General features: G+C 56.9%; 27 protein-coding genes. 19 read left to right on the top strand and 8 right to left on the bottom strand.

Annotated elements, in window-relative coordinates; all coding sequences use genetic code 11:
* Positions 1-64: 64 nt before the first annotated feature.
* Positions 65-487, bottom strand: a complete 423-nt coding sequence (gene dksA / locus WG622_RS01915) for an RNA polymerase-binding protein DksA (protein ID WP_209356231.1) — start codon at positions 485-487, stop codon at positions 65-67.
* A 180-nt stretch (positions 488-667) separates the two neighbouring features.
* On the opposite strand from dksA, the gene WG622_RS01910 reads away from it, so the two are divergent.
* The 6 genes from WG622_RS01910 (at position 668) to WG622_RS01885 (ending at position 5,700) form a co-directional block, all read left to right on the top strand.
* Positions 668-1,507, top strand: coding sequence for an AAA family ATPase (locus tag WG622_RS01910; RefSeq protein ID WP_339402046.1), 840 nt, complete (start codon positions 668-670; stop codon positions 1,505-1,507).
* Positions 1,508-1,513: 6 nt separating this feature from the next.
* Positions 1,514-2,878, top strand: a complete 1,365-nt coding sequence (locus tag WG622_RS01905; protein ID WP_339402045.1) for a DUF2927 domain-containing protein — start codon at positions 1,514-1,516, stop codon at positions 2,876-2,878.
* Positions 2,879-2,884: 6 nt separating this feature from the next.
* Positions 2,885-3,052, top strand: a complete 168-nt coding sequence (locus tag WG622_RS01900; RefSeq protein ID WP_209356228.1) for an apolipoprotein acyltransferase — start codon at positions 2,885-2,887, stop codon at positions 3,050-3,052.
* Positions 3,053-3,055: 3 nt separating this feature from the next.
* Positions 3,056-4,243: a vWA domain-containing protein gene (locus WG622_RS01895; RefSeq protein WP_339402044.1), complete on the top strand. Its 1,188-nt coding sequence runs from the start codon at positions 3,056-3,058 to the stop codon at positions 4,241-4,243.
* Between the two features lie 138 nt (positions 4,244-4,381).
* A complete protein-coding gene (locus tag WG622_RS01890; protein ID WP_339402043.1) occupies positions 4,382-4,987 on the top strand; it encodes a DedA family protein in 606 nt (201 codons plus the stop codon).
* A gap of 26 nt (positions 4,988-5,013) precedes the next feature.
* The gene (locus WG622_RS01885; protein WP_339402042.1) at positions 5,014-5,700 is read left to right on the top strand and encodes a M48 family metallopeptidase; all 687 of its coding nucleotides are present in this window, start codon (positions 5,014-5,016) and stop codon (positions 5,698-5,700) included.
* Here WG622_RS01885 and WG622_RS01880 read toward each other — a convergent pair.
* The 4 genes from WG622_RS01880 to glnE are packed head-to-tail and all read right to left on the bottom strand — an operon-like array spanning position 5,697 to position 10,516.
* The gene (locus tag WG622_RS01880) at positions 5,697-6,236 is read right to left on the bottom strand and encodes an RSP_2648 family PIN domain-containing protein (protein WP_339402041.1); all 540 of its coding nucleotides are present in this window, start codon (positions 6,234-6,236) and stop codon (positions 5,697-5,699) included. The two genes, WG622_RS01885 and WG622_RS01880, sit on opposite strands and share 4 nt — an antisense overlap.
* A complete protein-coding gene (locus WG622_RS01875; protein WP_339402040.1) occupies positions 6,233-7,423 on the bottom strand; it encodes an RSP_2647 family RNA methyltransferase in 1,191 nt (396 codons plus the stop codon). The genes WG622_RS01880 and WG622_RS01875 overlap by 4 nt, the downstream gene beginning before the upstream one ends.
* A gap of 41 nt (positions 7,424-7,464) precedes the next feature.
* Positions 7,465-7,728, bottom strand: coding sequence for a hypothetical protein (locus tag WG622_RS01870; RefSeq protein WP_339402039.1), 264 nt, complete (start codon positions 7,726-7,728; stop codon positions 7,465-7,467).
* A complete protein-coding gene (gene glnE / locus WG622_RS01865) occupies positions 7,715-10,516 on the bottom strand; it encodes a bifunctional [glutamate--ammonia ligase]-adenylyl-L-tyrosine phosphorylase/[glutamate--ammonia-ligase] adenylyltransferase (protein WP_339402038.1) in 2,802 nt (933 codons plus the stop codon). The genes WG622_RS01870 and glnE overlap by 14 nt, the downstream gene beginning before the upstream one ends.
* A gap of 174 nt (positions 10,517-10,690) precedes the next feature.
* Between glnE and WG622_RS01860 the strand changes: the two genes are divergently transcribed.
* On the top strand, positions 10,691-10,900 hold the full coding sequence (locus tag WG622_RS01860) for a hypothetical protein (protein WP_339402037.1): 210 nt from the start codon (positions 10,691-10,693) through the stop codon (positions 10,898-10,900).
* Between the two features lie 64 nt (positions 10,901-10,964).
* Here the strand turns inward: WG622_RS01860 and lon are convergent, their stop codons facing one another.
* Both lon and tgt read right to left on the bottom strand, forming a co-directional pair.
* Entirely contained in the window at positions 10,965-13,370 is a 2,406-nt protein-coding gene (gene lon / locus WG622_RS01855; protein WP_339402036.1) for an endopeptidase La, read from the bottom strand.
* Between the two features lie 218 nt (positions 13,371-13,588).
* Positions 13,589-14,719 (bottom strand): tRNA guanosine(34) transglycosylase Tgt, encoded by a 1,131-nt coding sequence (gene tgt, locus WG622_RS01850; RefSeq protein ID WP_339402035.1) that lies wholly within the window; start codon positions 14,717-14,719, stop codon positions 13,589-13,591.
* Positions 14,720-14,894: 175 nt separating this feature from the next.
* Between tgt and WG622_RS01845 the strand changes: the two genes are divergently transcribed.
* The 7 genes from WG622_RS01845 (at position 14,895) to WG622_RS01815 (ending at position 20,473) form a co-directional block, all read left to right on the top strand.
* Positions 14,895-15,257: an SUF system Fe-S cluster assembly protein gene (locus WG622_RS01845; protein ID WP_209356218.1), complete on the top strand. Its 363-nt coding sequence runs from the start codon at positions 14,895-14,897 to the stop codon at positions 15,255-15,257.
* Between the two features lie 117 nt (positions 15,258-15,374).
* On the top strand, positions 15,375-16,574 hold the full coding sequence (locus tag WG622_RS01840; protein WP_339402034.1) for a glycerophosphodiester phosphodiesterase family protein: 1,200 nt from the start codon (positions 15,375-15,377) through the stop codon (positions 16,572-16,574).
* Between the two features lie 136 nt (positions 16,575-16,710).
* On the top strand, positions 16,711-17,349 hold the full coding sequence (locus WG622_RS01835) for a hypothetical protein (RefSeq protein WP_339402033.1): 639 nt from the start codon (positions 16,711-16,713) through the stop codon (positions 17,347-17,349).
* Entirely contained in the window at positions 17,342-18,073 is a 732-nt protein-coding gene (locus WG622_RS01830; RefSeq protein WP_339402032.1) for a DUF3307 domain-containing protein, read from the top strand. Before WG622_RS01835 ends, WG622_RS01830 begins: the two co-directional genes overlap by 8 nt.
* Positions 18,074-18,095: 22 nt before the next feature.
* Positions 18,096-18,446 (top strand): HesB/IscA family protein, encoded by a 351-nt coding sequence (locus WG622_RS01825; protein WP_339402031.1) that lies wholly within the window; start codon positions 18,096-18,098, stop codon positions 18,444-18,446.
* Between the two features lie 102 nt (positions 18,447-18,548).
* Positions 18,549-19,286, top strand: coding sequence for a triose-phosphate isomerase (gene tpiA / locus WG622_RS01820; RefSeq protein WP_339402030.1), 738 nt, complete (start codon positions 18,549-18,551; stop codon positions 19,284-19,286).
* 5 nt (positions 19,287-19,291) lie between these two features.
* Entirely contained in the window at positions 19,292-20,473 is a 1,182-nt protein-coding gene (locus WG622_RS01815) for a cytochrome P450 (protein ID WP_339402029.1), read from the top strand.
* A gap of 21 nt (positions 20,474-20,494) precedes the next feature.
* On the opposite strand, the gene WG622_RS01810 is transcribed toward WG622_RS01815, so the two are convergent.
* Complete coding sequence (locus WG622_RS01810) at positions 20,495-20,956, bottom strand: Lrp/AsnC family transcriptional regulator (protein WP_339402028.1); 462 nt, start codon at positions 20,954-20,956, stop codon at positions 20,495-20,497.
* Between the two features lie 222 nt (positions 20,957-21,178).
* On the opposite strand from WG622_RS01810, the gene WG622_RS01805 reads away from it, so the two are divergent.
* From WG622_RS01805 to WG622_RS01785, 5 genes are all read left to right on the top strand, one after another.
* A complete protein-coding gene (locus WG622_RS01805; protein WP_339402027.1) occupies positions 21,179-21,481 on the top strand; it encodes a DUF2849 domain-containing protein in 303 nt (100 codons plus the stop codon).
* 3 nt (positions 21,482-21,484) lie between these two features.
* Positions 21,485-23,152, top strand: coding sequence for a nitrite/sulfite reductase (locus tag WG622_RS01800; protein ID WP_339402026.1), 1,668 nt, complete (start codon positions 21,485-21,487; stop codon positions 23,150-23,152).
* Positions 23,153-23,154: 2 nt separating this feature from the next.
* On the top strand, positions 23,155-23,937 hold the full coding sequence (locus WG622_RS01795; RefSeq protein ID WP_339402025.1) for a phosphoadenylyl-sulfate reductase: 783 nt from the start codon (positions 23,155-23,157) through the stop codon (positions 23,935-23,937).
* On the top strand, positions 23,934-24,350 hold the full coding sequence (locus WG622_RS01790) for a DUF934 domain-containing protein (protein ID WP_339402024.1): 417 nt from the start codon (positions 23,934-23,936) through the stop codon (positions 24,348-24,350). Before WG622_RS01795 ends, WG622_RS01790 begins: the two co-directional genes overlap by 4 nt.
* A gap of 107 nt (positions 24,351-24,457) precedes the next feature.
* Positions 24,458-25,318: a ferredoxin--NADP reductase gene (locus WG622_RS01785; protein ID WP_339402679.1), complete on the top strand. Its 861-nt coding sequence runs from the start codon at positions 24,458-24,460 to the stop codon at positions 25,316-25,318.
* The last annotated feature ends 41 nt before the right edge of the window (positions 25,319-25,359 follow it).

The following is a 25,359-nucleotide window of genomic DNA, read 5'->3' as shown; positions in this document are numbered from 1 at the left end:
TTCTGAAACGAAAAACGCCGGGGTAAAACCCCCGGCGCTTTGTTGTTGTCACTATCCCTTGGGATCAATCGTCGCGGTGAACCTTTTCGCGGCGCTCGTGACGTTCCTGAGCCTCAAGCGTCATGGTCGCAATCGGACGCGCATCCAGACGTTTCAGGGAAATCGGATCACCGGTCTTTTCGCAGTATCCGTATTCACCTTCGTCGATCCGGCGAAGCGCTGAGTCGATCTTTGCGACCAATTTGCGCTGGCGATCCCGCGTGCGCAGCTCGAGTGCGCGGTCGGTTTCTTCGCTGGCACGGTCCGCAATATCAGGAATGTTGCGTGTGTTGTCCTGAAGACCTTCGATGGTGTCGCGGCTTTCAGCCAAAAGCTCTTGTTTCCAGGCATTTAGCTTGCGACGGAAATATTCGATCTGCCGATCATTCATGAAGGGCTCATCTTCTGCTGGATAGTAATCTTCCGGCAGGAAAACTTCTGCTTTCATTTTAGCTCCCATAACGTGGCGGACGCCAAATAACTGATTAACAAACTGCGCCCGACCCCTCTCTGGCTTGGCGTGTAACTCATGGCACTCAGATTGTCACTACCTCTTGAACCCCGATTGCAGGTAAAACCTGTTCACAGTAGTGTGCCCGCCAAGACCGCATTGCAAACAGGCAGTTAGATGAAATTTGAAGGCACAAGCTCTTACATCGCGACCGAAGATCTGAAGGTCGCTGTCAACGCGTCTGTGACGCTGGAACGCCCGCTTTTGGTCAAGGGGGAACCCGGCACTGGCAAGACTGAATTGGCGCTACAGGTGGCCCAATCCCTGGGCGCGCGGATGATTGAGTGGAACATCAAATCCACCACAAAGGCGCAGCAAGGCCTCTATGAATATGATGCTGTGAGCCGGTTGCGTGACAGCCAATTGGGTGAAGAACGCGTGCATGATGTGAAGAATTACATCAAGCAAGGCAAGCTCTGGGAAGCCTTTGAGGCGGACGAAAAAGTCGTGCTTTTGATTGATGAGATCGACAAGGCCGACATCGAGTTTCCGAACGACCTGCTGCAGGAACTCGATAAGATGGAGTTCCATGTCTATGAGACCGGCGAGACGATCAAAGCCAAGCATCGCCCTATCATCATCATCACCTCGAACAATGAAAAAGAGCTGCCTGACGCCTTTCTGCGCCGCTGCTTTTTCCACTATATCCGCTTCCCGGATGCAGAAACGATGCGTGAGATCATCAAGGTACATCATCCTGATATCAAAGATATTCTTCTGACCGAGGCACTGACGCAATTCTATGAAATCCGCGACACGCAGGGTTTGAAAAAGAAACCTTCGACGTCTGAGGTCATCGACTGGCTCAAGCTGCTCTTGGCCGAAGACCTCAGCCCCGAAGACCTGAAACGTGACGGCGTAAATGCCCTGCCAAAACTGCACGGAGCGCTCTTGAAGAACGAGCAAGACGTGCATCTGTTTGAACGCCTCGCCTTCATGGCGCGCGCGGGTCGATAGGCTCGGATGGTGCTGCGCTCTTTAATCCTTTTGGCCGGTCTCGCTTTGACCGCCTGTAGCGTGCCAACGGACACGCCGCTGCCCACGCGCGCGGTTGTGGCCGAAACCACGCTGCCGCCGATCAAGCGTTTCACCTCGACCGCGGGTTTTGCGCCCACGCGGTCCAATGCCGACATGGCGCGCGACTTTCTGGATCTGAGTTTCCAACTCGAGAGCGGCCGGGCCCTGCCCCGACTGACAAAGTTCGAAGGGCCGATCACCGTGCGCATCGAAGGACGCGCGACTCAGACGATGCAACAGGACCTCACCGCCCTATTGTCGCGCCTGCGTCGAGAGGCAAGATTGGACATTTCGCAGGTCACTTCGGGCGATGCGAACATCACGATCCACGCCGTGACGCGACGGAACATTCGGCGCGCTCTGCCCAATGCGGCCTGCTTTGTGGTGCCCAATGTCACAGACCTTGTGGATTATCGCAGCGCGCGGTCCAGCAATCGCACCGATTGGTCGGCCCTGCAAAACCGCGAACGGATCGCGATCTTTCTATCCTATGACACCAGCCCGCAGGACATCCGAGATTGTCTGCACGAAGAACTGGCCCAAGCGCTTGGTCCTCTGAACGATCTTTTCCGTCTGCATGACAGCGTCTTTAACGACGATAATTTCCATTCGGTGCTGACCGGCTTTGATATGCTGATGCTGCGGGCCTATTATGATCCCGTGATCAAGAACGGCATGACACGCGCCGAGGCCTCTGCGCGCATTCGCGGTGTTCTTGCGCGGCTGAATCCATCAGGTGAACGTCGGGCCAGCAATCCCTTACCCACGACCCCCAACACCTGGAAAAGCCTTATCACGACGGCCTTGGGTGCCCCTGGAAGCAATCAGCGCCTTAATGCCGCCAATCGCGCCGTCGCCTTTGCCCAATCTCAGGGCTGGCGTGATCATCGCTTGGCCTTCAGCCACTATGCGCTAGCCCGTCAATTGCGCGCTGATGATCTGGATCAGGCCAAACTGCACTTTGAACAAGCCGCGAGGCTATATGCAGGCGTGGCCAAGGGTGGCCCACAGGAAAGCCATATGCTGATCCAACTGGCCGCCTATGATATTTCCGACGGCAATCCCGACAAAGCGCTCGTGCGTCTCAACGCTGCAAAAGCGGCTGCAAACCGTGCCCAGAACGCAGCGCAACTGGCCTCGGTCCTAATGCTGCAATCCGAGGCGCTTGCCATGACCGGCCGCACCCAAGACGCCCGCCGCACGCGGCTGGACAGTCTTGGTTGGGCACGCTACGGCTTTGGCCCGGATTGGGCTGTGCAGGCGCGCTTGCGTGAGATTGCCGCCCTAAACCCTCAGAATGAAAGGCTTTAAAGCCCTATGATCGTCATCGTTCTTGCCGTCATCGGCCTCTTGCTTGGTTTTCGCACTGCCTCCAAACGTGGCGGAAACCGTCTGGACAAGCTGCAATATACCGCAGGCTATGGCATCGCCTTCACCATCCTTGGTGTGATCATCACCATCGTCATCGAACGCTCGATCACCTAAGCCATGTTCCAGCCGCTGTTTGAAAACCTACGGTCCGCAGGCATTCCGGTGTCTCTGCGCGAATACATTAGTTTTCTAGCGGCTCTGCGCACGGGGATCGCGACCTACGACACAGAGGCGTTCTACTACCTTGCCCGCACGGCCATGGTGAAAGACGAGCGCAACCTCGATAAATTCGACCGCGCCTTTGCAGCCACGTTTGAAGGCCTGTCCGAGATCTCTGCCGAGGACGTGCTAGACGCCGTCGACATTCCCGAAGAATGGCTGCGCAAGATGGCTGAAAAGCACCTCAGCCCAGAGGAAAAGGCAGAGATCGAGGCCTTGGGTGGCTTTGAAAAACTGATGGAGACGCTGAAAGAGCGTCTGAAGGATCAGGAAGGCCGTCATCAGGGCGGCAACAAATGGATCGGAACGGCTGGCACCAGCCCTTTTGGCGCCTATGGATATAACCCCGAAGGCGTCCGCATCGGCCAGAAAGAAAGCCGCCATCAGCGGGCGGTTAAGGTCTGGGACAAGCGCGAGTTTAAGAACCTTGATGACTCGGTCGAACTGGGCACGCGCAATATCAAAGTCGCGCTAAAACGCCTGCGGCGCTGGGCCCGCGATGGGGCCACAGAAGAGCTCGATTTGAACGGCACAATCCGCGCGACGGCTGAAAACGGCTATCTGGATGTGAAAACCCGCCCCGAGCGGCGCAATGCCGTTAAAGTTCTTTTGTTTCTGGATGTCGGCGGCTCGATGGACCCGCATATCAAAGTGGTCGAAGAACTGTTTTCCGCCGCCCGCGCCGAGTTCAAACATCTGGAATATTTCTACTTCCACAACTGCCTCTATGAGGGCGTCTGGCGCGACAACAAACGCCGCTGGAACGATCAGACTCCGACTCACGAGGTGCTGCGCACCTATGGGCCGGACTATAAGTGCATTTTCGTGGGCGATGCATCCATGAGCCCCTATGAGATCGCCTACCCCGGCGGGGCCAATGAGCATTGGAACAAAGAGGCCGGTCAGGTTTGGCTAGAGCGCGCGCGTGATCAGTGGTCGTCCAACCTCTGGATCAACCCTGTGCCGGAAAACTATTGGCCCTACACCCATTCGATCAAAATGATCCAAGAGATCTTTGAAGATCAAATGGTCCCGATGACCCTCGCAGGTTTGGAAAAGGGAATGAAAGAGCTCACGCGGGGCTAGCCCCAACAATCCTTGCGCAATCGCTCGACTGTTCCCGTTCGCCCAACAAAATTGGGGCGAAATTATGATATTTTAAGGACATGCGCCATATTGATGCCTCGGAATGGTCCCTTGGGGCTTTGTGTTAAGAGGTGTTTTATGACTGATACGTTGCTTCAAGCTCTCGTGACCTATGGCGCGGCGTTGATGTTTATCACGGCCTTCCTGAGCTGCCTTGCGATCCCAATCCCGATGTCTTTGGTGATGTTGACCGGAGGTGCGCTGGCGGCCACCGGCGATCTGTCTTTCACCTTAGTCTGGGCTCTGACCCTGCTTGGTGCGCTATTGGGCGATCAGGCGGGCTATTTTCTGGGCCGTCGCGGCAAGGGACGCCTCGAAGCTTATGCCAACGCCACTTACAAACGCTATCAGCTATGGCGCAAGGCACAGAACCATCTGGATAAATGGGGGGTCACCGGCGTGTTCTTTAGCCGCTGGCTCGTGTCCCCGCTCGGCCCCTACGTGAATTTCGCAGCAGGCGCGGCCTCGATGCGCTGGGTTTTTTTTACGGCCTCGGGCGTGATGGGCGAAATCATCTGGGTGACCTTCTATGTGGGCCTTGGCTTTGTCTTTGCCGACAACCTGCCGCTAGCCACAGCCTATGCGCAGGAAAGCCTGCGGACCTTGGGTGCCTTCATGGTGATGATCGCCGTAACAGTCGTGATCCTGAACATCGCAAAACGCCGCCGCGCTGTCTTGTCATAAAGCCTTTCCGCGCCCATATCTGAGGCATGTTGAAATTTGCCCCGATCCTACTGGCGCTGGTCTATGGCTTTGCGATGTTTCGCTTCTCGGCCTGGCGCACCTCGCGTGAGTTGGACGAGAAATCCACCGAGCTTGTCGATCCGCAACTTAAACAGTTGATCGACAAGATGGCCTCGGCCTTGGATCTGCCGCGCATCAAAGTGCATATCTATGAGATCGAGCCGATTAACGGCTTGGCCGCGCCTGATGGGCGTATCTTCATCACGCGCGGGTTTTACAAACGCTATCTAGACGGTGACGTGACACGCGAAGAGCTCGCCTCTGTGATTGCGCATGAGCTGGGCCATGTGGCGCTGGGCCACTCGCGGCGGCGGATGATTGATTTCTCGGGTCAGAATGCTCTGCGCACGGCGCTGGCGATGGTGTTAAGCCGCTTTATCCCCTGGGTCGGCGCCTGGATTGCGAATATGCTAACCACCGTTCTAGCGGCGCGCCTGTCGCGCAATGACGAATACGAAGCCGACGAATATGCGGCGGCCTTGCTGACCAAAGCGGGCATCGGAACCGAGCCGCAGAAATCCCTCTTCCACAAACTGGAAAAGATCACTGGAGCGCGCGCAGGGGCTGCACCGGCATGGCTGTTGAGCCACCCGAAAACGGTCGAGCGGATTGCTGCGATCGAGAAGCTTGAGCAGAAGTGGGGCGTTGCCTAGGCGAGCGCTTTGGCGAGCCTTGGCAGGCGTGCTTTTTTCAACAGCGGACGGATGGTCCAGCTTTCCCCGGACAAGCGGTTGGCCTCAGTCAGGACACGATCAGCGACGTCGGAAACCGCCTCTGGCGATTGCGTCCAGATCTCATGCAACAGGCTGTCCGGGTCGCGCCGTTCAAGCCCTTCCTCAGCAAGAATATTCCTCGGAAAATCTTTTGCATTCAGTGTGATAATGGCGTCAGCTGATCCATCAATGGCGGCGGCCAGAACGTGAATATCCGCCGTATCGGGTAGATACAAACGCGCCTCAAGCGAAGGCCGCCAGGTGACCTCGGCCCTCGGCCAGGCGGCCCTCGCCAAGGCGATTTCCGCACGCGCCTGCGCTTCTCCGTCCGGCCCGATCTTACGGGCTGCCCGCGCCCATTCCTCTAGGATGCGCGCCGACCAAAGCGGCGTGAAGGCACCTGTTTTCGCGACCCCCAACAGCATCTCTCGCATCACGGTCGGGTAGATCACGCAGGTGTCTAGCAACAGCTTCATAGGCGGAAGAACACGGACTTGAGATAGCCACTTTCCGCCAATTGCGGCATGAGCGGATGATCAGGGCCAGCAAAGCCTGTGTGAATGATCTGGCCACGACGCCCTGCCCGTCCGATGCCACGTGCAGAGGCATTTCGGAAGAGTGACAGCTCCGCCGCATGCGAACAGGAGCACAGCCCCAAATAGCCGCCCTCGGCAACCAGAGGTGCTGCCAGCCGCGCAACACGTTCATATGCACGCAGCCCTTTTTCTAGCGCCGGTTTAGAAGGAGCAAAGGCCGGCGGATCGCAGATCACCACATCAAATTGCGCGCCCTCGGATGCCAAAACCTCGAGTTGATCAAAGGCATCGCCCTGACGGGTTGTAAACCGATCCGCAACCCCTGTCTGGACGGCCCCTTCTGAGGCCAGCGCAAGAGCGGCGGCAGAGCCATCCACCGACGTCGCATGCGCTGCTCCGCCGGCCAGAGCCGCAAGCGCAAAGCCTCCGACATGGGAAAACACATCCAAAACCCGCGCGCCCTTGGACAAGGACGCGGCAAAGGCGTGGTTGGGTCGTTGATCAAAGAACAGGCCGGTTTTCTGCCCGCCCGTCAGATCTGCCATATAGGTCGCGCCGTTCATAAGAACCGGCACGGGCGCATCTGGGGCCGTGCCTAGCAAAACCTCGTTGACGTCATCCAACCCTTCCAAGGACCGAGCGCGTCCAGAGGCGTTCTTCAAAACGTTGGAAACTCCAACGACCTCAGCCAGAACCTCCGCCAAGATATCCAGACGGCTTTCAAGCCAAGCCGCATTAGGTTGCACAACGCATGTGTCGCCAAAACGGTCAATCACCAGCCCGGGAAACCCGTCCGCCTCAGCATGGACCAACCGATAAAACGGCGTATCATAAAGCCGGTCTCGCATATCCAAAGCCTTGGAGATCCGCGCCAAGAACCACGCCTTATCGATTACCGCCTCAGAATCACGATCCAGCACGCGTCCTATGATCTTGCTGTTGGGATTAACCGTCGCCAGCCCCAAGGGACGCCGCTCTCCATCCTCCAAAACCGCCAAAGACCCCGGCGTAAGGTTCTTGGTGCGCCGGTCTGTGACGGCTTCGTTGGCATAGACCCAGGGAAAGCCGTGCCTCAGAGCACGTGCATTGGCTTTAGGTTTCAGGCGGAGGATAGGCAGATCAGTCATGTCGCCCTCCTACCCCAGCCCATGGCCCGTGAAAAGCCGCTTTAGCTTGGCACGCGCGCCGAACGTCCGCCTCGGCGTTTGGGCTCTTGGCCCTTGGCCAGCCCTTCGCGCAGCACCCCGGTCATCGGATGGTCAGGATTGTCCGGCCCATAGTGATCCAGCAAAGACTGGATCTTGGCGACCATATCCTCGCCCAATTGGATCCCAAGCGCCCAATCCAGAAAGATCGAGCGGCATTGGCCCTCTGTGATGCCCTCAATACGATAGGACTCAAGGATCAGCCCGCGCGGATCATCCACCATCATTTGCCTTCCTTTCATGCGCCCCAAGGAGCGTTTCGATGACCTCAGCCGCGCCAGATGTGCTGCGCGAAAGGAGGTTTTCCACCGAGGTGATGTCATCGCATCCCATCTCCCGAGCCAGAAAACTGCGACCGCCAGCCCCAATTGCCTCTGGATCTAGCGGCTTTTCACTCAGAAGCTTGCCAGCGGTTTGTATTCGCCAACAGACATCATAAGCCTCTGTCAGCGCTGCACATTCAGCGGCATCCAGCCAGCCAATCGCGACACCTGCGTTCAAAGCTGTCCCCACGGTGCGATCGGGGCTGCCCGCAAGAAGCGCCGCCGTCTGAGCCGTCAGCTCGATATCCTGCAACCGCCCGGCCCCGATTTTGGCGTCATAAAGCCCTGCTGGTGATTTCGCCTCTGCAATCCGCGCACGCATATCGGCCACATCTGATTTGACTGCGTCGGCGTCAGACCGTCGCGCCAACAGGTCTATGCGGAAATCCTCGATCTCTTGTTGTAAATCCGGATTGCCTGCAACCGGCCTTGCCCGTGTCAAAGCCAGATGCTCCCACGTCCAGGCCTGCTCTTGCTGATAGGATTTGAAGGATTGCACAGACGTGGCAACTGGCCCCTGCGTGCCCGAGGGCCTGAGGCGCATATCCACCTCATAAAGACGCCCTTCAGACATTGGCGCAGTCAAAGCGGTCACAAGAGCCTGCGTCAGACGTGCATAGTATGTACGTGCGGCCAAGGGCTTGCGGCCCTCGGAATAGTCCACACCGTTTGCGTCATAAATCGCGATCAGATCCAGATCCGACGTCGCATGCAAACGCCCCGCCCCAAGCGAGCCCATGCCCAGGATCATTGCGCCTCGCCCGGGCTGGGGCCCGTGTTTTTCCGCAAATTTAGCCGTGACCTCTGGCCAGATCCCGCGCAACACGGCACTGGCCAAATCCGCATATTGCCGCCCCGCCGTTTCGGCCGAGATCAGCCCTCTCAGGTGGTGCACCCCAATCCGAAAATGCCATTCCTTCGTCCAACGCCGCGCCGTATCCAGTTTGCGTTCGTAGTCATCTTCGCGCGCAAGCTGGTCTGACAGCTCTTTGGTCAAAGCGGTCGCTCCTGGCCAATCTGCGAAAAACGCACCACCAATCACTGCATCAAAGACCGACGCGTTACGTGATAAATACCGAGCGAGTGCAGGCGCTGTTCCAACAATATCTGACAAAAGATCAAGGAGTTGTGGATTGCTGTCAAACAGGGAAAAGAGCTGCACACCGGCTGGAAGGCCTTCGAGAAACCCGTCCAAAGACACGAGCGCTTCGTCAGGTTTTGCGGCACGATCCAAGCGGCTTAAAAGCTCTGGTTTCAAACGTTCAAAAATAGCCGCAGCTCGTTCGGTTCGAAAGGCTGGATAGCTGCGCCAACGGGCTATAATTGCCGGATCAAAACGGTCCTTCTGCGCATCTGGCAGCACCGAGGACGCATCCGGTGCAAAGAAGCCTTCGGTAAGCGTGTGAACCTCTTCCACGCGCTGCTTCACATCGGCTTTCAACGCATCCACAGATGTCCCCAAAAGACAGGCCACCCGAGCCAGCCCCTCTTCGGTACGCGGGATGTCATGAGTTTGCGCGTCATGCACCATCTGAATACGGTGTTCGAGATCGCGGTGCGCGACATAGTGGTCGCTCAGGCGTTCAGCGACATCCTTGGGGATCCAGTCGCGGTCGGCCAAAGCTGCCAAAGCTGGCAATGTACCGCGCAAACGTAAACTTGGATCCCGACCGCCAGCAATCAATTGACGGGTTTGGGTGAAGAACTCGATCTCGCGGATCCCCCCGCGCCCCAATTTGATGTTGTGACCCTCGGGCTCCCAATGGCGGCCGAACCCTTTGTGCTCGCGGATCCTCAGACGCATATCATGGGCGTCCTGAATGGCGGCAAAGTCGAGATGCTTGCGCCAGACAAAGGGCGTTAAGGTATCGAGAAACTTTTGCCCTGCCGCGATATCTCCGGCGGCCGGTCGGGCCTTGATATAGGCCGCCCGTTCCCACGTCCGTCCGAGGCTTTCGTAATAGCGCTCTGCAGCCTCCATAGAGAGGCACACAGGCGTGACTGCCGGATCAGGCCTGAGCCTAAGATCCGTGCGAAACACATAGCCCTCACCGGTCAGATCGCTGAGCAGGGCCATCGCTTTGCGGGTCGCCCGCACCAGGGCGCTTCGCGCGGTCAGATAGTCGTCACGGTCGTATCGGGTTTCGTCAAATAGGCAGATCAGGTCGATGTCTGAGCTGTAGTTCAGCTCTCCGGCTCCCACTTTGCCCATGGCCAGACAGACAAGCCCCCCGGCGCTGGGGACGTCATCCAATGTTGCACCTGGCAGCTTGCCGCGCTGTATTTCCTGCGAAATCATGGCCTTAACGGCCACATCAGATGCAAGGTCCGCAAAATCACTAAGCGCCTGCGTGACAGTCAACAAGGGCCAGACCCCGCCAAGATCCGCAAGTGCCGTCAACAGAGCCACGCGGCGTTTGGCTTGGCGCAACGCATCAGGTAGCGCTTTTGTGTCTTGGGTTGGTAAGGCCGAATAGAGCGCATCCAACGAGGACTCGGGGGTCTCAAGCGCTCCCTCTAACCATTCGGCCTCTTTCACCACCAAAGCATGCAAATACGGGCTGCTGCCAATGGCACCTTGCAAAAGCTCGCGGGTCTCTCCTTTGGCGAAAGGTGCCAGAGTTTCGATCTCTTGCGCTATGTCCGGAGAGAAAGCGCGCGGGAGGCGCGTAATCTTACTAGAAAAACTCATGAGACAAACCTGCGGCTTTAACGAGGTGGGGTCAATGCGAAAGCCCTAACCTCTTGTTGAAACTGCGTGGCAAAAATAGACCAATGTCACATTAAAATATTCAATTTTTGCTATAACTTGACAGGGGGCATGCTCCATTGCGAGGTTAATGGCCGGTTAACCTGGGGAGGAACCATGAAAAAAATAACAATAGCGACTGTAATGATCGCCGCGTTTTCGGCGCTGCCTGCGTGGGCTCAAAATGGTGGTGTCAGCTCTTCTGAAATCGCCAATGCTGCCGCTGCAAGCTCTGCTGGCGAAGGCATCCTTGTCCTGATCTTCATACTGTCGGTGATCGGCGCTGCACTAGGTGGAAATGGGACAACCGCACCGCTTCCGCTTTAAGTTTTGTACTTCAAAGAAAAAGGCGCGCCCAACCGGACGCGCCTTTTTCATTTCTTAGATCCGATTAGTGCGCGACTGCGCCAGACCCAGGTTCCGCAGCCTTAAGCGCCGTAGCAGCGGCTTCTTCGGCGGCCTCATCCCATTCGATGGGCTCAGGCACCTCAACGAGCGCTTGCTTCAGCACTTCGGACACATGGGTCACCGGAATGATGTTAAGACCTTCCTTAACGTTGTCCGGAATATCCGCGAGGTCCTTTTCGTTCTCCTGCGGGATCAGCACGGTTTTGATACCGCCCCGAAGCGCCGCGAGAAGTTTCTCTTTCAGACCACCAATCGGCATCGCATTGCCACGCAAGGAAACCTCGCCCGTCATCGCAATGTCCTTGCGTACTGGAATACCGGTCAGCACTGACACAATCGACGTCACCATCGCCAGGCCCGCTGATGGGCCATCTTTTGGTGTCGCACCATCGGGCACGTGCACGTGGATGTCCCATTTTTCGAACTGAGGCGGTTTCACACCGATCTCAGGCGCAATCGAGCGCACATACGACGACGCCGCGTCGATGGATTCTTTCATCACGTCGCCAAGCTTACCTGTGGTCTTCATCCGACCCTTGCCCGGCAGTTTCAGCGCTTCGATGTGCAGCAGATCGCCGCCCACCGAGGTCCAGGCCAGACCGGTGACAACACCCACCTGATCGTGCTGTTCAGCCAGCCCATAGCGGAACTTTTTGACGCCCAAGAAGTCGTCCAAATTGTCCGCCGTCACAGTGACAGCATCCTCGGCCTTGCGCACGATCTTGGTCACAGCTTTCCGCGCCAGTTTACCGATCTCACGCTCAAGGCTCCGCACGCCCGCCTCGCGGGTATAGGTGCGGATGATCTCTTGCAGCGCCTCGGGCTCCAGAGTGAACTCACCCTCTTTAAGCCCATGATTTTTAACCTGTTTCGGGATCAGGTGACGATGCGCGATCTCGGCCTTTTCGTCCTCGGTGTAGCCTGCCAGGGGGATGATTTCCATCCGATCCAGCAGCGGACCAGGCATATTGTAACTGTTGGATGTGGTCAGGAACATCACATTCGAGAGGTCATATTCGACCTCCAGATAGTGATCCACAAAGGTGGAGTTCTGTTCCGGATCCAGCACCTCAAGCATCGCCGACGCAGGATCGCCACGGAAGTCCTGACCCATCTTGTCGATCTCGTCCAAGAGGATCAGCGGGTTCGTGGTTTTCGCCTTTTTCAGCGCTTGAATGATCTTGCCGGGCATCGAGCCAATATAGGTCCGACGGTGCCCGCGAATTTCGCTTTCATCCCGCACGCCACCCAGAGAAATCCGGATGAACTCTCGGCCCGTCGCCTTGGCAACAGACTTACCCAGCGAGGTTTTACCAACGCCCGGAGGGCCAACCAAACACAGGATCGGGCCCTTCAGTTTCTTCGAGCGCTGCTGAACCGCCAGATATTCCACGATCCGCTCTTTGACCTTTTCCAGGCCAAAGTGATCGTCATCCAGCACGTCCTGCGCGCGGTTCAGATCTTTCTTCACGCGCGACTTGGTGCCCCAAGGAATGGACAGCATCCAATCCAGATAGTTGCGCACGACAGTGGCCTCGGCAGACATGGGCGACATATTTTTGAGCTTCTTCAGCTCGGCATCGGCCTTCTCTTTGGCCTCTTTAGAAAGCTTAACGCCTGAGATCTTTTCTTCGAGTTCCTGGATCTCGGACGCGCCCTCTTCGCCGTCACCGAGTTCTTTCTGAATAGCTTTCATCTGCTCATTCAGATAATACTCGCGCTGGGTCTTCTCCATCTGTGATTTGACGCGGGTTTTGATCTTTTTCTCAACCTGCAGAACGGACATTTCGCCCTGCATCAGGCCAAAGACCTTTTCCAGCCGCTCAGACACAGATAGCGTTTCCAAAAGGTCCTGCTTTTGGTCGACTTCAACACCCAAATGACCAGACACAAGATCCGCCAGACGCGCAGGCTCATGCGCCTCAGCAACCGCGCTCAGCGCTTCTTCGGGGATGTTTTTCTTGACCTTGGCATAACGCTCAAACTCGTCGCCGACAGAGCGCAGCAGCGCCTCAATCGTGGCCAGATCGCCGTCTTCTTCGTGCAGATACTCGGCAGAGGCCTCAAAAAACACATCGTTTTCAATGAAATCGGTGATGGTGACGCGGGCTTGGCCCTCGACCAGCACTTTCACCGTGCCATCGGGCAGCTTCAGCAGTTGCAGCACATTGGCCAGCACGCCGGTGCGATAGATGCCATCGGTGTTTGGATCATCATCAGCTGGATCAATCTGGCTTGAGAGCAGAATTTGCTTGTCGTCCTGCATCACTTCTTCAAGCGCGCGGACCGACTTATCACGGCCCACAAACAGCGGCACGATCATATGTGGAAACACAACGATGTCGCGCAGCGGCAGGACCGGATAGGAGGAATTGAGTGGCTCTTGCATAATCGTTCCTTGTTCTTGGCAAGATGACCTGGCCCCGCTTGGCGGCAGCACTTGTCATCTCCTCAACGGATTAACAACGTGGTGCGGCTGGGACGGGGTTTCAACCCACATATGCCGCGATTTGCATCAGAATGCCGTCATGGCTCGGGGACCACAAGAGCAGATCCGCGCTATTTTACCCAGATTTAAGCTTGTGTGCGTTTTTGCTTAAGGGGTGGTTAAAGCGGATCAATATCCCCCATCGCCCGCATCGCGTGAAACTCTTCTTCCCAGGCATCAAATCGACCCGCGGCAATCGCAACCCGCATTTCGCCCATGATGTCCTGAAAATACTGCAGATTGTGCCATGTCAGCAGCATGCCAGATATCATTTCATTGCTGCGGAACACATGACGCAGATAGGCGCGGGAATAATTGCTGCAGGCGGGACAGCTGCAGTTCTCATCGAGCGGACGCGGGTCATCTGCATGACGCGCGTTTTTGATATTCACGACACCCCGGCGCGTAAACGCTTGCCCAGTGCGTCCCGAGCGGCTTGGCAAGACGCAATCCATCATATCCACGCCACGCTTCACAGCGCCCACGATATCGTCAGGCTTGCCCACACCCATCAAATAGCGCGGTTTGTCCACGGGCAGCATGTCTGGTGCATAGTCCAGACAGTCAAACATCGCTTCCTGTCCTTCGCCCACGGCCAGACCGCCAATCGCATAGCCATCAAAGCCGATCTCGCGCAGCGCTTTGGCGCTTTCTTCACGAAAATCTTGCTCCAAACCACCCTGCATAATCCCAAAGAGCGCATGGCCCGGACGATCCCCAAAGGCCGCCTTGCTGCGCTCGGCCCACCGCATGGACAGGCGCATGGACTCAGCAATCCGGTCCCGATCCGCAGGCAGCGCAGGGCATTCGTCAAAACACATGACAATGTCAGAGCCCAACAACCGCTGGATCTCCATCGACCGCTCTGGCGTCAACTCGTGTTTAGAGCCATCAATATGGCTCTTAAAGGTCACGCCCTCCTCAGTGAGCTTGCGCAAGCCAGCAAGGCTCATCACCTGAAACCCACCGGAATCCGTCAGGATCGGCCGCTCCCAATTCATGAACTTGTGTAAGCCACCCAGACGATCAATCCGCTCCGCCGTCGGGCGCAGCATCAGGTGATAGGTATTGCCAAGCAAGATATCCGCGCCCGTGGCCCGCACCGACTCTGGCATCATCGCCTTAACCGTCGCCGCCGTTCCAACCGGCATAAAGGCCGGCGTGCGGATCTCGCCCCGCGGCGTCGAAATCACCCCGGTCCGAGCCTTGCCATCTGTCGCCTTCAGTTCAAATTCAAAACGCGCGGTCATCTCATTTACCCTTTTTTGCGCCTCATAGGCTCGAAACTGCGCGCTTTGCAACCAAAGCCCGCTTCATCTTGCCAAAAATACTCAAATCCCACGGGCTGCGACAAAGCATCGACCCCTCTGGACGCCTCGATCCTCTTTCCCTATATCAACAGTCAAGAATTATGAAGGACATCCCATGAGCGATCCGTCTCATCCTATGGAAGGCGTTCCCCTGATCCAGCCCTCCAGCGTCGATCACCCGCTGCACGACCTCTGTGTCGAGGCCTGCCGCAGCGTGTTTGACCCGGAAATCCCGGTCAATATCTACGACCTTGGCCTGATCTATACGATCGACCTGAACGCCGAGAACGACGCGAAAGTCGTCATGACCCTGACCGCTCCGGGCTGCCCAGTCGCGGGTGAAATGCCCGGCTGGGTGCAAGAGGCCATCATGGGCGTCAACGGCATCCGCACAGTCGACGTGGACCTTGTTTGGGAGCCACCTTGGGGCATGGATATGATGAGCGATGAAGCGCGGCTAGAGCTCGGCTTCATGTAGGTGTTACCTCGGTGACGCCTCACTGCCATAAATCTTAAATGAAGATTTAACAAAATCCTCACGCGGCGGTCACACGCCGCTGAGATCCTGATCGCAGCACAACTATGGAGTGAATTGATGCTGCGTTCTCTTATCCTTGCGGCAGGCCTTGCCCTGCCCGTTATTGCGACAGCTGCTGACGTCGAGCTTGGCCCGCGCCCCTATTTTCTGATCGACCGCATGGCCGATAGCCCATTGAAAACAAAGCTACAAAGCTGCGCGTCAATGGAATTTACGAAATCCGACTTCTCAATCGGCCACCGCGGCGCGCCTTTGCTGTTCCCAGAACATACCGTTGAATCCAACGTCGCCGCGGCGCGTATGGGTGCAGGCATTCTGGAATGCGACGTGACCTTTACCAAGGACAAGAAACTGGTCTGCCGTCACGCACAAAACGACCTGCACACGACCACCAATATCCTTGCGACCGATCTGGCCTCCAAATGCATCACGCCATTTGAAGGCGCGAAGAATGGCGAAGCGGCCAAAGCGGAATGCCGCACCTCTGATATCACGCTGGCCGAGTATCAAACTCTGAACGGCAAGATGGATGCGGCCAACAAAATGGGTGAAACGGTTGCCGAATATATGGACGGCACCGCGAACTGGCGCACCGATCTTTACGCCACCACCGGCACCCTGATGACCCACGCTGAGTCCATCCAGCTCTTCAAAGACCTTGGCGCGAAATTTACCCCAGAACTGAAGTCCCCATCCGTTGAGATGCCCTTTGACGGCTACAGCCAAGAAGACTACGCCCAAGCGCTGATCGACGAATACAAAGCAGCCGGCATCCCTGCATCCGACGTCTGGGCGCAGTCCTTTAACCTCGATGACGTGCTCTACTGGATCAAAGCAGAGCCAGAGTTCGGCAAACAGGCCGTCTTCCTGGACGCTTCCTACAACATCGAAGGTTTCAATCCGAACGACGCGTCTACCTTCCCTTATGATTTCGCTGAGCTGCACGCAAAAGGCGTGAACTACATTGCGCCTCCAATGTGGATGCTGGTCGCGGTTGAAGACGGCAAGATCGTGCCTTCCGCCTACACTATAGAAGCCAAGGCAGCCGGTCTTAAGCTGATCACCTGGACACTAGAGCGCTCTGGCCCTCTGGCAAACGGTGGCGGTTGGTATTTCCAGACCATCAAAGAAGTCACCAACAACGACGCGATGTACATGGAGCTGCTGGATGTTTTGGCGCAAGAAGTTGGTATCGAAGGCATCTTCTCTGACTGGCCAGCGACTGTGACCTACTACGCGAATTGCATGGGTAAGTAATTTTCACAAAGTACAACGTAACGCGGCCCAGTGGAAACGCTGGGCCGTTTTGCATGCAACCCTTTTGGGTTGCGAACTGTATATAGCAACCTTTTTTGGTTGCATTTTTTATTTCGCAACCTATTTTGGGTGCGCAATGAGTGAAAACACACAAATCGTCACCGTTCTAACCGGGGATCTGGTCAACTCCACCGCGCTGGGCGCTGAAAAGGTGGAGATGGCCTTTGAGCGCCTGCAAGAGGTCGCGAAGGATCTGGAGGCTTGGCACGGCGGAAGCTTGCTGTTCACGCGGCACCGTGGGGATGGTTGGCAAGTTGTTCTGCGAGAGCCGAAGTATGCCTTGCGGAGCGTCTTGGCGTTTCGCGCGGGGTTGAGAAGTTATGGCCCAGAGTTTGATACGTACATAGGTGTAGGGACTGGTCCTACCTCGATCCTCGAGAGCACAAATCTCAACGAATACACTGATAAAGCGTTCGAGCTTTCGGGAGCTGCATTGGAAACGGCCAAAAACACGGTAATGGAAATGAAATTGGCCTCTTGGGGTAACCGCGAGTTTTGCTCGATGCTTTCATTTGCCGACTATATGTCCGCCTCTTGGACTGCGACCCAATCCGCAACAATGTATCAAATGCTCGTAACCTCGAATGGCGCAAAATTTACAAAAGTCGCCAAGAAGCTGGGCAAAAGTAGACAAGCGGTAACAAAGTCTTCTGATGGCGCGGGTTATCCGTATTTATTCTCAGCACTTCATTTTCAGGAATACCAGAATGATTGAAACCCTCACCGCCCTCCTCACGGCCCATGTTTTTGCCGACTACGTATTTCAATCCAAACGCACCGCCGAGAACAAACACGAGTTCGCCCAACTCGCCTACCACGGCGCAGTTGTCCTAGCCCTCGCGGTCCTTTTCACCGGATCCATCTCCGCACCGATCTTCATTCTTGCGGCGCTCCACATCACAACGGACGCGATCAAAGCGCGCACAAAAACCACAATCACTAGCCACCTAACAGACCAACTCGCCCATCTCGTCACCCTCACAGCCGTCGCAGGCCTCGCTCCCACCCTCTGGGCAGATGGCCTTTGGAGCGCGGCCCCCGTCTGGGTCTCTCATTTTCTTCTGCTCCTCAGCGGCGCGATCTACGTTACGAGGGCTGGAGGCTTTGCGATTGGGATCCTCATGGCGCCCTATGGCTCTGAATTTTCAAAGGATTCCCTGCCCGGTGGTGGTCAAATGATAGGCCTCCTTGAGCGCGGCTTGATCTATATCCTGATCCTTTCAGGCAACCCCATCGGCATCGGTTTTCTGGTGGCGGCGAAGTCTGTCTTGCGCTTTGAAGCCACGCGCGATGGCGATGAGATCACCAACCGCCGACGCTCGGAATATGTCATCATCGGCACGCTTGCATCCTTCGGCTGGGCTATTCTTGTGACCCTCGCAATTCATGTTATTCTATTACAACTTCCACCCCTTGGCTTCCTGCCCGGGGCACCCTAAATAAGGGGCAAAGGAGAACATCATGTTCGGCATTCCAGGCAAACAGGCGGTGACTCTCACCCCGGCCGCTGCAAAGCAGATCGTGAAACTGATGGACCGCGAGGGGCATCAGGGGCTGCGCATTGGCGTCAAGAAAGGCGGCTGTGCGGGGATGGAATATACGATGGATTATGTCGACACGCAGGACCCAATGGATGAGGTCGTCGAACAGGATGGCGCCCGCGTGATGATTGCGCCGATGGCGCAGATGTTCCTCTTTGGCACGCAGATCGACTATGAGGTCTCGCTTTTGGAGGCGAGCTTCAAATTCAACAACCCGAATGTCACTGAGGCCTGCGGCTGTGGTGAATCGATCAAGTTTGAGGGCATGTAGCCCCCTTCTCTCCTGCTCTGGCAAAATACGTTAGCGCCAACCCTTGACCCTCACCGGTCTAGGGTTGAAAACACGCGCAACGACTTTTGAGGAGATCTGCAGATGCGTCGCAAACTGGCCGCCGGGAATTGGAAAATGAATGGTCTGGGCGCGAGCCTGAGTGAATTGGGCGGGATTGCCGCCGTGGCGACCACGCAGACTGACGTTTTGATCTGCCCTCCCGCAACCTTGATCACCCGCGCGGTTGCTGAGGCTGGCTCGGTTGCGATTGGTGGGCAGGATTGCCATGCTAATAGTTCCGGTGCTCACACAGGCGATGTCTCGGCCGAAATGCTCAAGGATGCGGGTGCGAGCCATGTGATCCTCGGCCACTCCGAACGCCGCGCCGATCATGGAGAAAGCGACGCGGACGTGGCGGCCAAGACCCAAGCGGCTTGGGGTGCGGACCTGGTTGCGGTGGTCTGCCTTGGTGAAAGCCTTGAGGAACGCGAAGGCGGCACGACGTTGGACGTGATCAAAACTCAACTCGCAGGCTCTTTGCCCGATGGGGCGACGGCGGCGAACACCGTCATCGCTTATGAGCCGATCTGGGCGATTGGCACGGGCAAGATCCCAACGCTCGAGCAAATCGCCGAAGTGCATGATTTCATCCGTGCAGAACTGGAAACCCGCTTTGGCACTGAAGGCACCGGCATGCGCGTCCTCTATGGCGGCTCGGTCAAACCCAGCAATGCAACCGAGATCTTTGCGACCTCCAATGTCGACGGCGCGCTCGTCGGCGGCGCAAGCCTCAAGGCCAGCGATTTCACCGCGATCATTGCGGCTTTGGACGCAGCCTGATCCCTATGACCGCCGACAGCCAGTCTCCGACAGAGCCGGATTTCGTCCAGAACCCATACGGGTTTTATGCAGAGAAACGCGCTCAAGCGGCTCTGCATTTCTGGAATGAATACAACATGATGGCGGCGTTTTCTCATGCAGAGGTGAGTGCGGTTCTTAAGGATCGCAGGTTCGGACGCGAAGTCCCTACGGAACTGGCGACAGAACCCGCGGCCCACACGGTCCCGTTTTACAAAATCGAAGCCCATTCGATGCTGGAACTGGAGCCTCCGCGCCATACCCGCCTTCGAGGTCTGGTGATGCGCGCCTTTACCTCTCGGCGTATCAAGACGTTGGCACCTGATATCACGGAGCTGACGCATCAGCTGATCGATCAGTTTCCTGAGGGTGAGTTTGATCTCTTGCCCGCTTTAGCAACCCATATTCCCGTGGTGATCATTTGCCGCCTGCTGGGCGTGCCTGAATCCATGGCGGATCAGTTGCTGAAATGGTCCAATGCGATGGTGTCGATGTATATGGCCAGCCGCACGCATGAAACCGAATTGGCCGCCGCACAAGCCTCAACCGAGTTTGCTGAATTCATCCGCTCCTATGTGGACGAAAAACGCGCAACGCCCGGGGATGATTTGCTGACGGAATTGATCGCCGCCGAAGAGGACGGTGAGAAGCTGTCGACCGACGAACTCATCACAACCTGCATCCTGCTATTGAACGCAGGACACGAGGCGACGGTTCATACTTTTGGAAATGCGATCAAATGCTTGCTGGAGCATGGCACAGATCATGGCTTCCTTGCCGAGGACAAAATAGACGCCACCGTCGAAGAACTCATCCGCTTTGATCCACCCCTGCATATGTTCACGCGCTATGCCTATGAGGACATCGACGTCGCAGGGCAGACCTTCAAACGTGGCGACCAGATCGCGCTCTTGCTGGGTGCCGCCAACAGAGACCCTGCCGTCTGGGAGAATCCCGAAACATTCGACCCGTCCCGCCCGATCAAAACCAATACCGCCTTTGGCGCGGGGCTGCATTTTTGCGTCGGAGCCCCTTTGGCGCGGCTGGAACTAAGGATAGCCCTGCCGATCCTCTTTGAACGCTGCCCAAACCTCGCGCTCACGCAACAACCAGAATACGCCAACGTCTATCACTTCCATGGGCTGCAACAGCTCGTGGTGACACGATGACAGACCGTAGGGACTAAAGAGTTACAGCGGCAGACGCGCGGTCGACTTGATCTCTTCCATCGACAAAAGCGCGGTTACGTTGTGCACACGCACCTCGGAAATCAGCGCCTGATAGAAAGTGTCATAGGCCCGCGCATTCGCGACGCGCACTTTCAGGATATAGTCGATATCGCCTGCCAGACGGTGCGCTTCCTGAACTTCGGGGCGATCCTGCAGGGCTTGCAGGAATTTCGCCTGCCAGGCTGCTTCATGCTCGGACGTGCGGATCAGAACAAAGAAACAGGCCTCAAACCCAAGCGCCTCGGCATCCAGAATCACCGTGTTTTGCTTGATGATCCCCGACTCACGCAGCTTGCGAATTCGGTTCCAGACCGGGGTCTTAGAGGACCCCACACGCCGGGCAATTTCGTCCAAAGACTGCGAGGCATCCTCTTGCAAGGTATCAAGGATTTTCCGATCCATATCGTCTATACGAGACGCCATTCTATTTTCCCCTTCAAACCGGAACGCTGTTCGCCAACCCCTCGCCAAACGGAACGAACATTTCTATTTGCATCGCCATCTAGCGATCGGACGGGAATATTTCCTATATTAGCGCCAAAGTAAACACGAAAAGAGACGACCGTTCCAAATGCCCTCTTGTGAGGGGAAATAAATCGGAATACCGCGCCGCCTCGATCAAAAGTATTCAGGAGCTCGCTCACTATGCCACGCGCCTTTACCCCAAAGGTCATCACGGCCAACCATCTGCTCGAAGGCGATGTCATCTATATGACAGACGCCGGCGCTTGGACGCGCAATCTGGCCGAGGCCGCTTTGTTGACGGACGAAGCAGATGCCGATCTGCGCCTGATCGAAGCGCAACAGCAAAAAGACGTTACCGTTGGAGCCTATCTGGCAGATGCCAAAGCGGGCGATGACGGTCGTCCAGAACCCACCCATTTCCGTGAAGAGTTCCGCCGCACAGGCCCGTCGAACTATTTCCACGGCAAGCAGGCAGAGGCGTAAGAGATGTATCAGTATAACGACTTTGACAAAGCTTTCCTGGCCGAGCGTAACAAACAATTCCGCGCGCAGGTGGAACGCCGCATCGATGGCTCTCTGACCGAAGAGGAATTCCGTCCGCTGCGTCTGATGAACGGCCTCTATCTGCAGCTGCACGCCTATATGCTGCGCGTTGCGATCCCTTATGGCACGCTGAACGGCGCGCAGATGGACACTTTGGCGCTGCTGGCGGAAAAGTGGGACAAGGGTTACGGCCACTTCACTACCCGTCAGAACATCCAGTATAACTGGCCAAAGCTGAAAGACGTTCCTGATATGCTGGACGCTCTGGGCGAAGTCAGCATGCATGCGATCCAGACATCGGGCAATACGATCCGCAACGTGACGGCCGACCATTTCGCAGGCTCTGCGGCCGATGAGATCGCCGATCCGCGTCCCGTGGCCGAACTGATCCGTCAGTGGTCCACCGATCACCCTGAATTCCAGGCCCTGCCCCGCAAGTTCAAAATCGCCGTCTCTGGCGCGCGTGAAAACGACCGCGCGGTCGTGAAGGCGCATGACATCGGTGTTTACCTCGTGAACAACGACGCGGGCGAGCTGGGCTATCAGATTATCGTCGGTGGCGGCCTTGGCCGGACGCCGATGATCGGCAAAGTTCTGAAAGACTGGGTCAGCCAGGACGATCTGCTGTCCTATCTGGAGGCGACTGTCTCTGTGTGGAACCTCTTGGGCCGCCGCGACAACAAATACAAAGCGCGGATCAAGATCACTGTGCATGAGCATGGCATCGAAGAGATCCGCGAGCGCGTGGAAGAACGCTACAAAGCGATCCGCCCGACGTTCCAGGGCTTTGACGTTGAACTCTTCAACGAAATCAAAACCCATTTCGCGGCCCCTGCTTATCGCAACGTGCCAACGGACGCTTATGACGCGGCCTATGGTGACGACGCGATGTTCCGCAGCTGGGCCGACACCAACCTGACCGCGCATAAGCAGGCGGATTACGCGATCGTGACGATCTCGCTGAAGAAACACGGCGAGACCCCGGGTGACGCGACTGCCGCGCAAATGCGCGCAATGGCGGATATTGCACGCAAGTATGGCCATGACGAGCTGCGCATTTCCCATGAGCAGAACGTGATCCTGCCAAACGTGCATAAGGCCGATCTGCCAGCGGTTTACGAAGAACTGAAGGCGCATGATCTGCAAACCGCAAACATTGGCCTGATCTCGGATATCATCGCCTGCCCCGGCATGGACTATTGTGCGCTGGCAACCGCGCGCTCGATTCCTGTGGCGCAGGGTATTTCCTCGCGCTTTGAAGAGCTGAAGCTCGAGCACGACATCGGTCACCTGCAAATCAAGATCTCGGGCTGCATCAACGCCTGTGGTCACCACCACGTGGGCCACATCGGCATCCTTGGTCTGGATCGCGCAGGCGTTGAAAACTACCAGATCACGCTGGGCGGCGACGCGACAAATACTGCCGAAGTCGGCGGTCGTGTAGGCCCGGGCTTTGCCTATGACGAGATCGTGCCTGCGGTCGAGCGCATCGTGATGGCCTATCTTGAGCTGCGCGAAGGTCCGGAAGAGACCTTCCTGGAAACCTATCGTCGCCTCGGTCTGGCGGTGTTCAAACCCTATATCTATCCAGAGGCGCAAGCTGCGGCATAAGAATGGACCAGACTTCCGACATCACCCCGCTGCGTTTCGGCGCGGCGGCTGGACCTGATCCGCTGCAGGAAACGGTCTACGCGCTGAATGCGCGCTACAAGCACCATTCCGCAACGGCGGTGCTTGAGGCGGCTTTACGCGATAAGGTCGCTGGCGATGTAGCGATGGTCAGCTCGTTTGGGGCGGAAAGCGTCGCGCTTTTGCACCTTGTGGCCATGGTGGATCGCAATGTGCCGGTGCTCTTTGTGGACACGCAGTTTCTGTTCACCGAGACGCTGGTCTATCAACAGGAACTGGCCGAGCGTCTGCATCTGACGAACCTCAAGATCATCACCGCAAGCGAAAAGACGCTGGCGGCCGAAGATCCCTATCGCACGCTGCATCAACGCGACACAGACGCCTGCTGTGCCCTGCGCAAAACGCGCCCGCTGCAAAAGGCGTTGCGTGATTATGATGGCTGGATCACAGGCCGCAAACGTTTTCAGGCCGGCACCCGCGCTGCGCTTGAGTTCTTTGAGGTCGAAGACTTCACCGGTCGGATCAAAGTCAATCCGCTGGCTCACTGGGCGCCTGAGGACGTGCGCGCCTATATGGAAGAAAACCGCCTGCCCAAACACCCGATGATTGCGCGGGGATATCCTTCGATTGGCTGTGCGCCTTGCACAAGCCCAGTCAAAGAAGGCGAAGATCCCCGTTCGGGCCGTTGGCGCGGGCAAGCAAAAACCGAATGCGGCATCCATGTTGGCCAAGACGGCTTCATGGTGCGCACAGGAGTAGACGCATGAGTGTTGTAATTACTGACAAAGGCTTTGGGGCCGATGACCTGAACGTGGCTTTCGTGGCCTTGGGCGAAGCGGCCAATTCCGTGGCAGCACTGGACGTGCCTTCGGACGCTGAACTGTCCGATCTGGACGCGCACCTAAAGGCCGATGTGATCCGCGTGGATTTCCCATCCGCTGCTGATGGCCGTGGCTTTACCATCGCGCGTCAGCTGCGGCTGAAGGGCTTTCAGGGCCGTTTGCGCGCCCGAGGCCATGTCATCGCTGATCAATATGCCATGGCGCGCCGCTCAGGCTTTGACGAAGTCGAAATTTCCGACGAACTCGCCCAACGCCAACCCGAAGACCAGTGGCTCTTCCGCGCCAATTGGGAACAGCACGGCTACCAAAACCGTCTGCGCGCCAAAGCCGCTGACTGATAACGTAGCGGGAGTTGCGTTCTGCATAGCAGCTATGACGCTTTTCCCGCTGCACATACCGCACAGACCTGATAGAGGAAGGGCGACGAGACCGCCCTTATTTTATGATGAACGAGCAAACCGCAGTGACCCAAGAGACCGCCACCGAGGCCCCAAAGAAACCTGTTCTGCCTGACGCACAAAAAGTGCTTGAGGTGAAACATTGGACCGACCGTCTGTTTTCCTTCAAGGTCGAGCGCCCGGCCAGCCTGCGTTTCCGCTCTGGTGAGTTCGTGATGATCGGTCTGATGGGCGACCCGCATCCTGAAACCGGCAAGCAGAAACCTCTGCTGCGCGCCTATTCCATCGCCTCCCCAAGCTGGGGCGAAGAGATGGAGTTCTATTCGATCAAGGTTCAGGACGGTCCTCTGACCTCCAAGCTGCAGCATATTCAGCCGGGCGACGACATCATCCTGCGTCCAAAACCTGTGGGCACCCTCGTGCATGACGCGCTGATCCCGGGCAAACGCATCTGGTTCTTTGCCACCGGCACCGGTTTCGCGCCTTTCGCATCCCTGCTGCGCGAGCCTGAAACCTATGAGAAATTCGACGAAGTCATCATCACGCACACCTGCCGCGAAGCAGGCGAGTTGACCTATGGCCGCGAGCTGATCGAAAGCCTCAAAGACGACGAGCTGCTGAACGAAGTGATCGGCGAGGGTTTCTGGAAGAAGATCAAATACTACCCAACCACGACCCGCGAAGAGAGCGCCAAAATGGGCCGCATCACCGACCTGATGAAATCGGGCGAGGCATTCGCGGATCTGGGTGTGGAGCCTCTGAACCCCGAAACCGACCGCGCCATGATCTGCGGCAACCTCGCGTTCAACCTGGAACTCAAGGATCTGTTTGAAAACACCTACGGCCTTGAAGAAGGTGCGAATTCTAAGCCCGCGCATTACGTTGTGGAAAAAGCCTTCCTCGACTAAGCAGTTAGGATCGTTACAAAAAAGGCCGCCTCAATCTGGGC

The organism is Cognatishimia coralii (genome assembly GCF_037478305.1).
Taxonomy (GTDB): Bacteria; Pseudomonadota; Alphaproteobacteria; order Rhodobacterales; family Rhodobacteraceae; genus Cognatishimia; species Cognatishimia coralii.
Note: the sequence above shows the minus strand (reverse complement) of the source record. Positions and strands in the feature narration are given on the sequence as shown.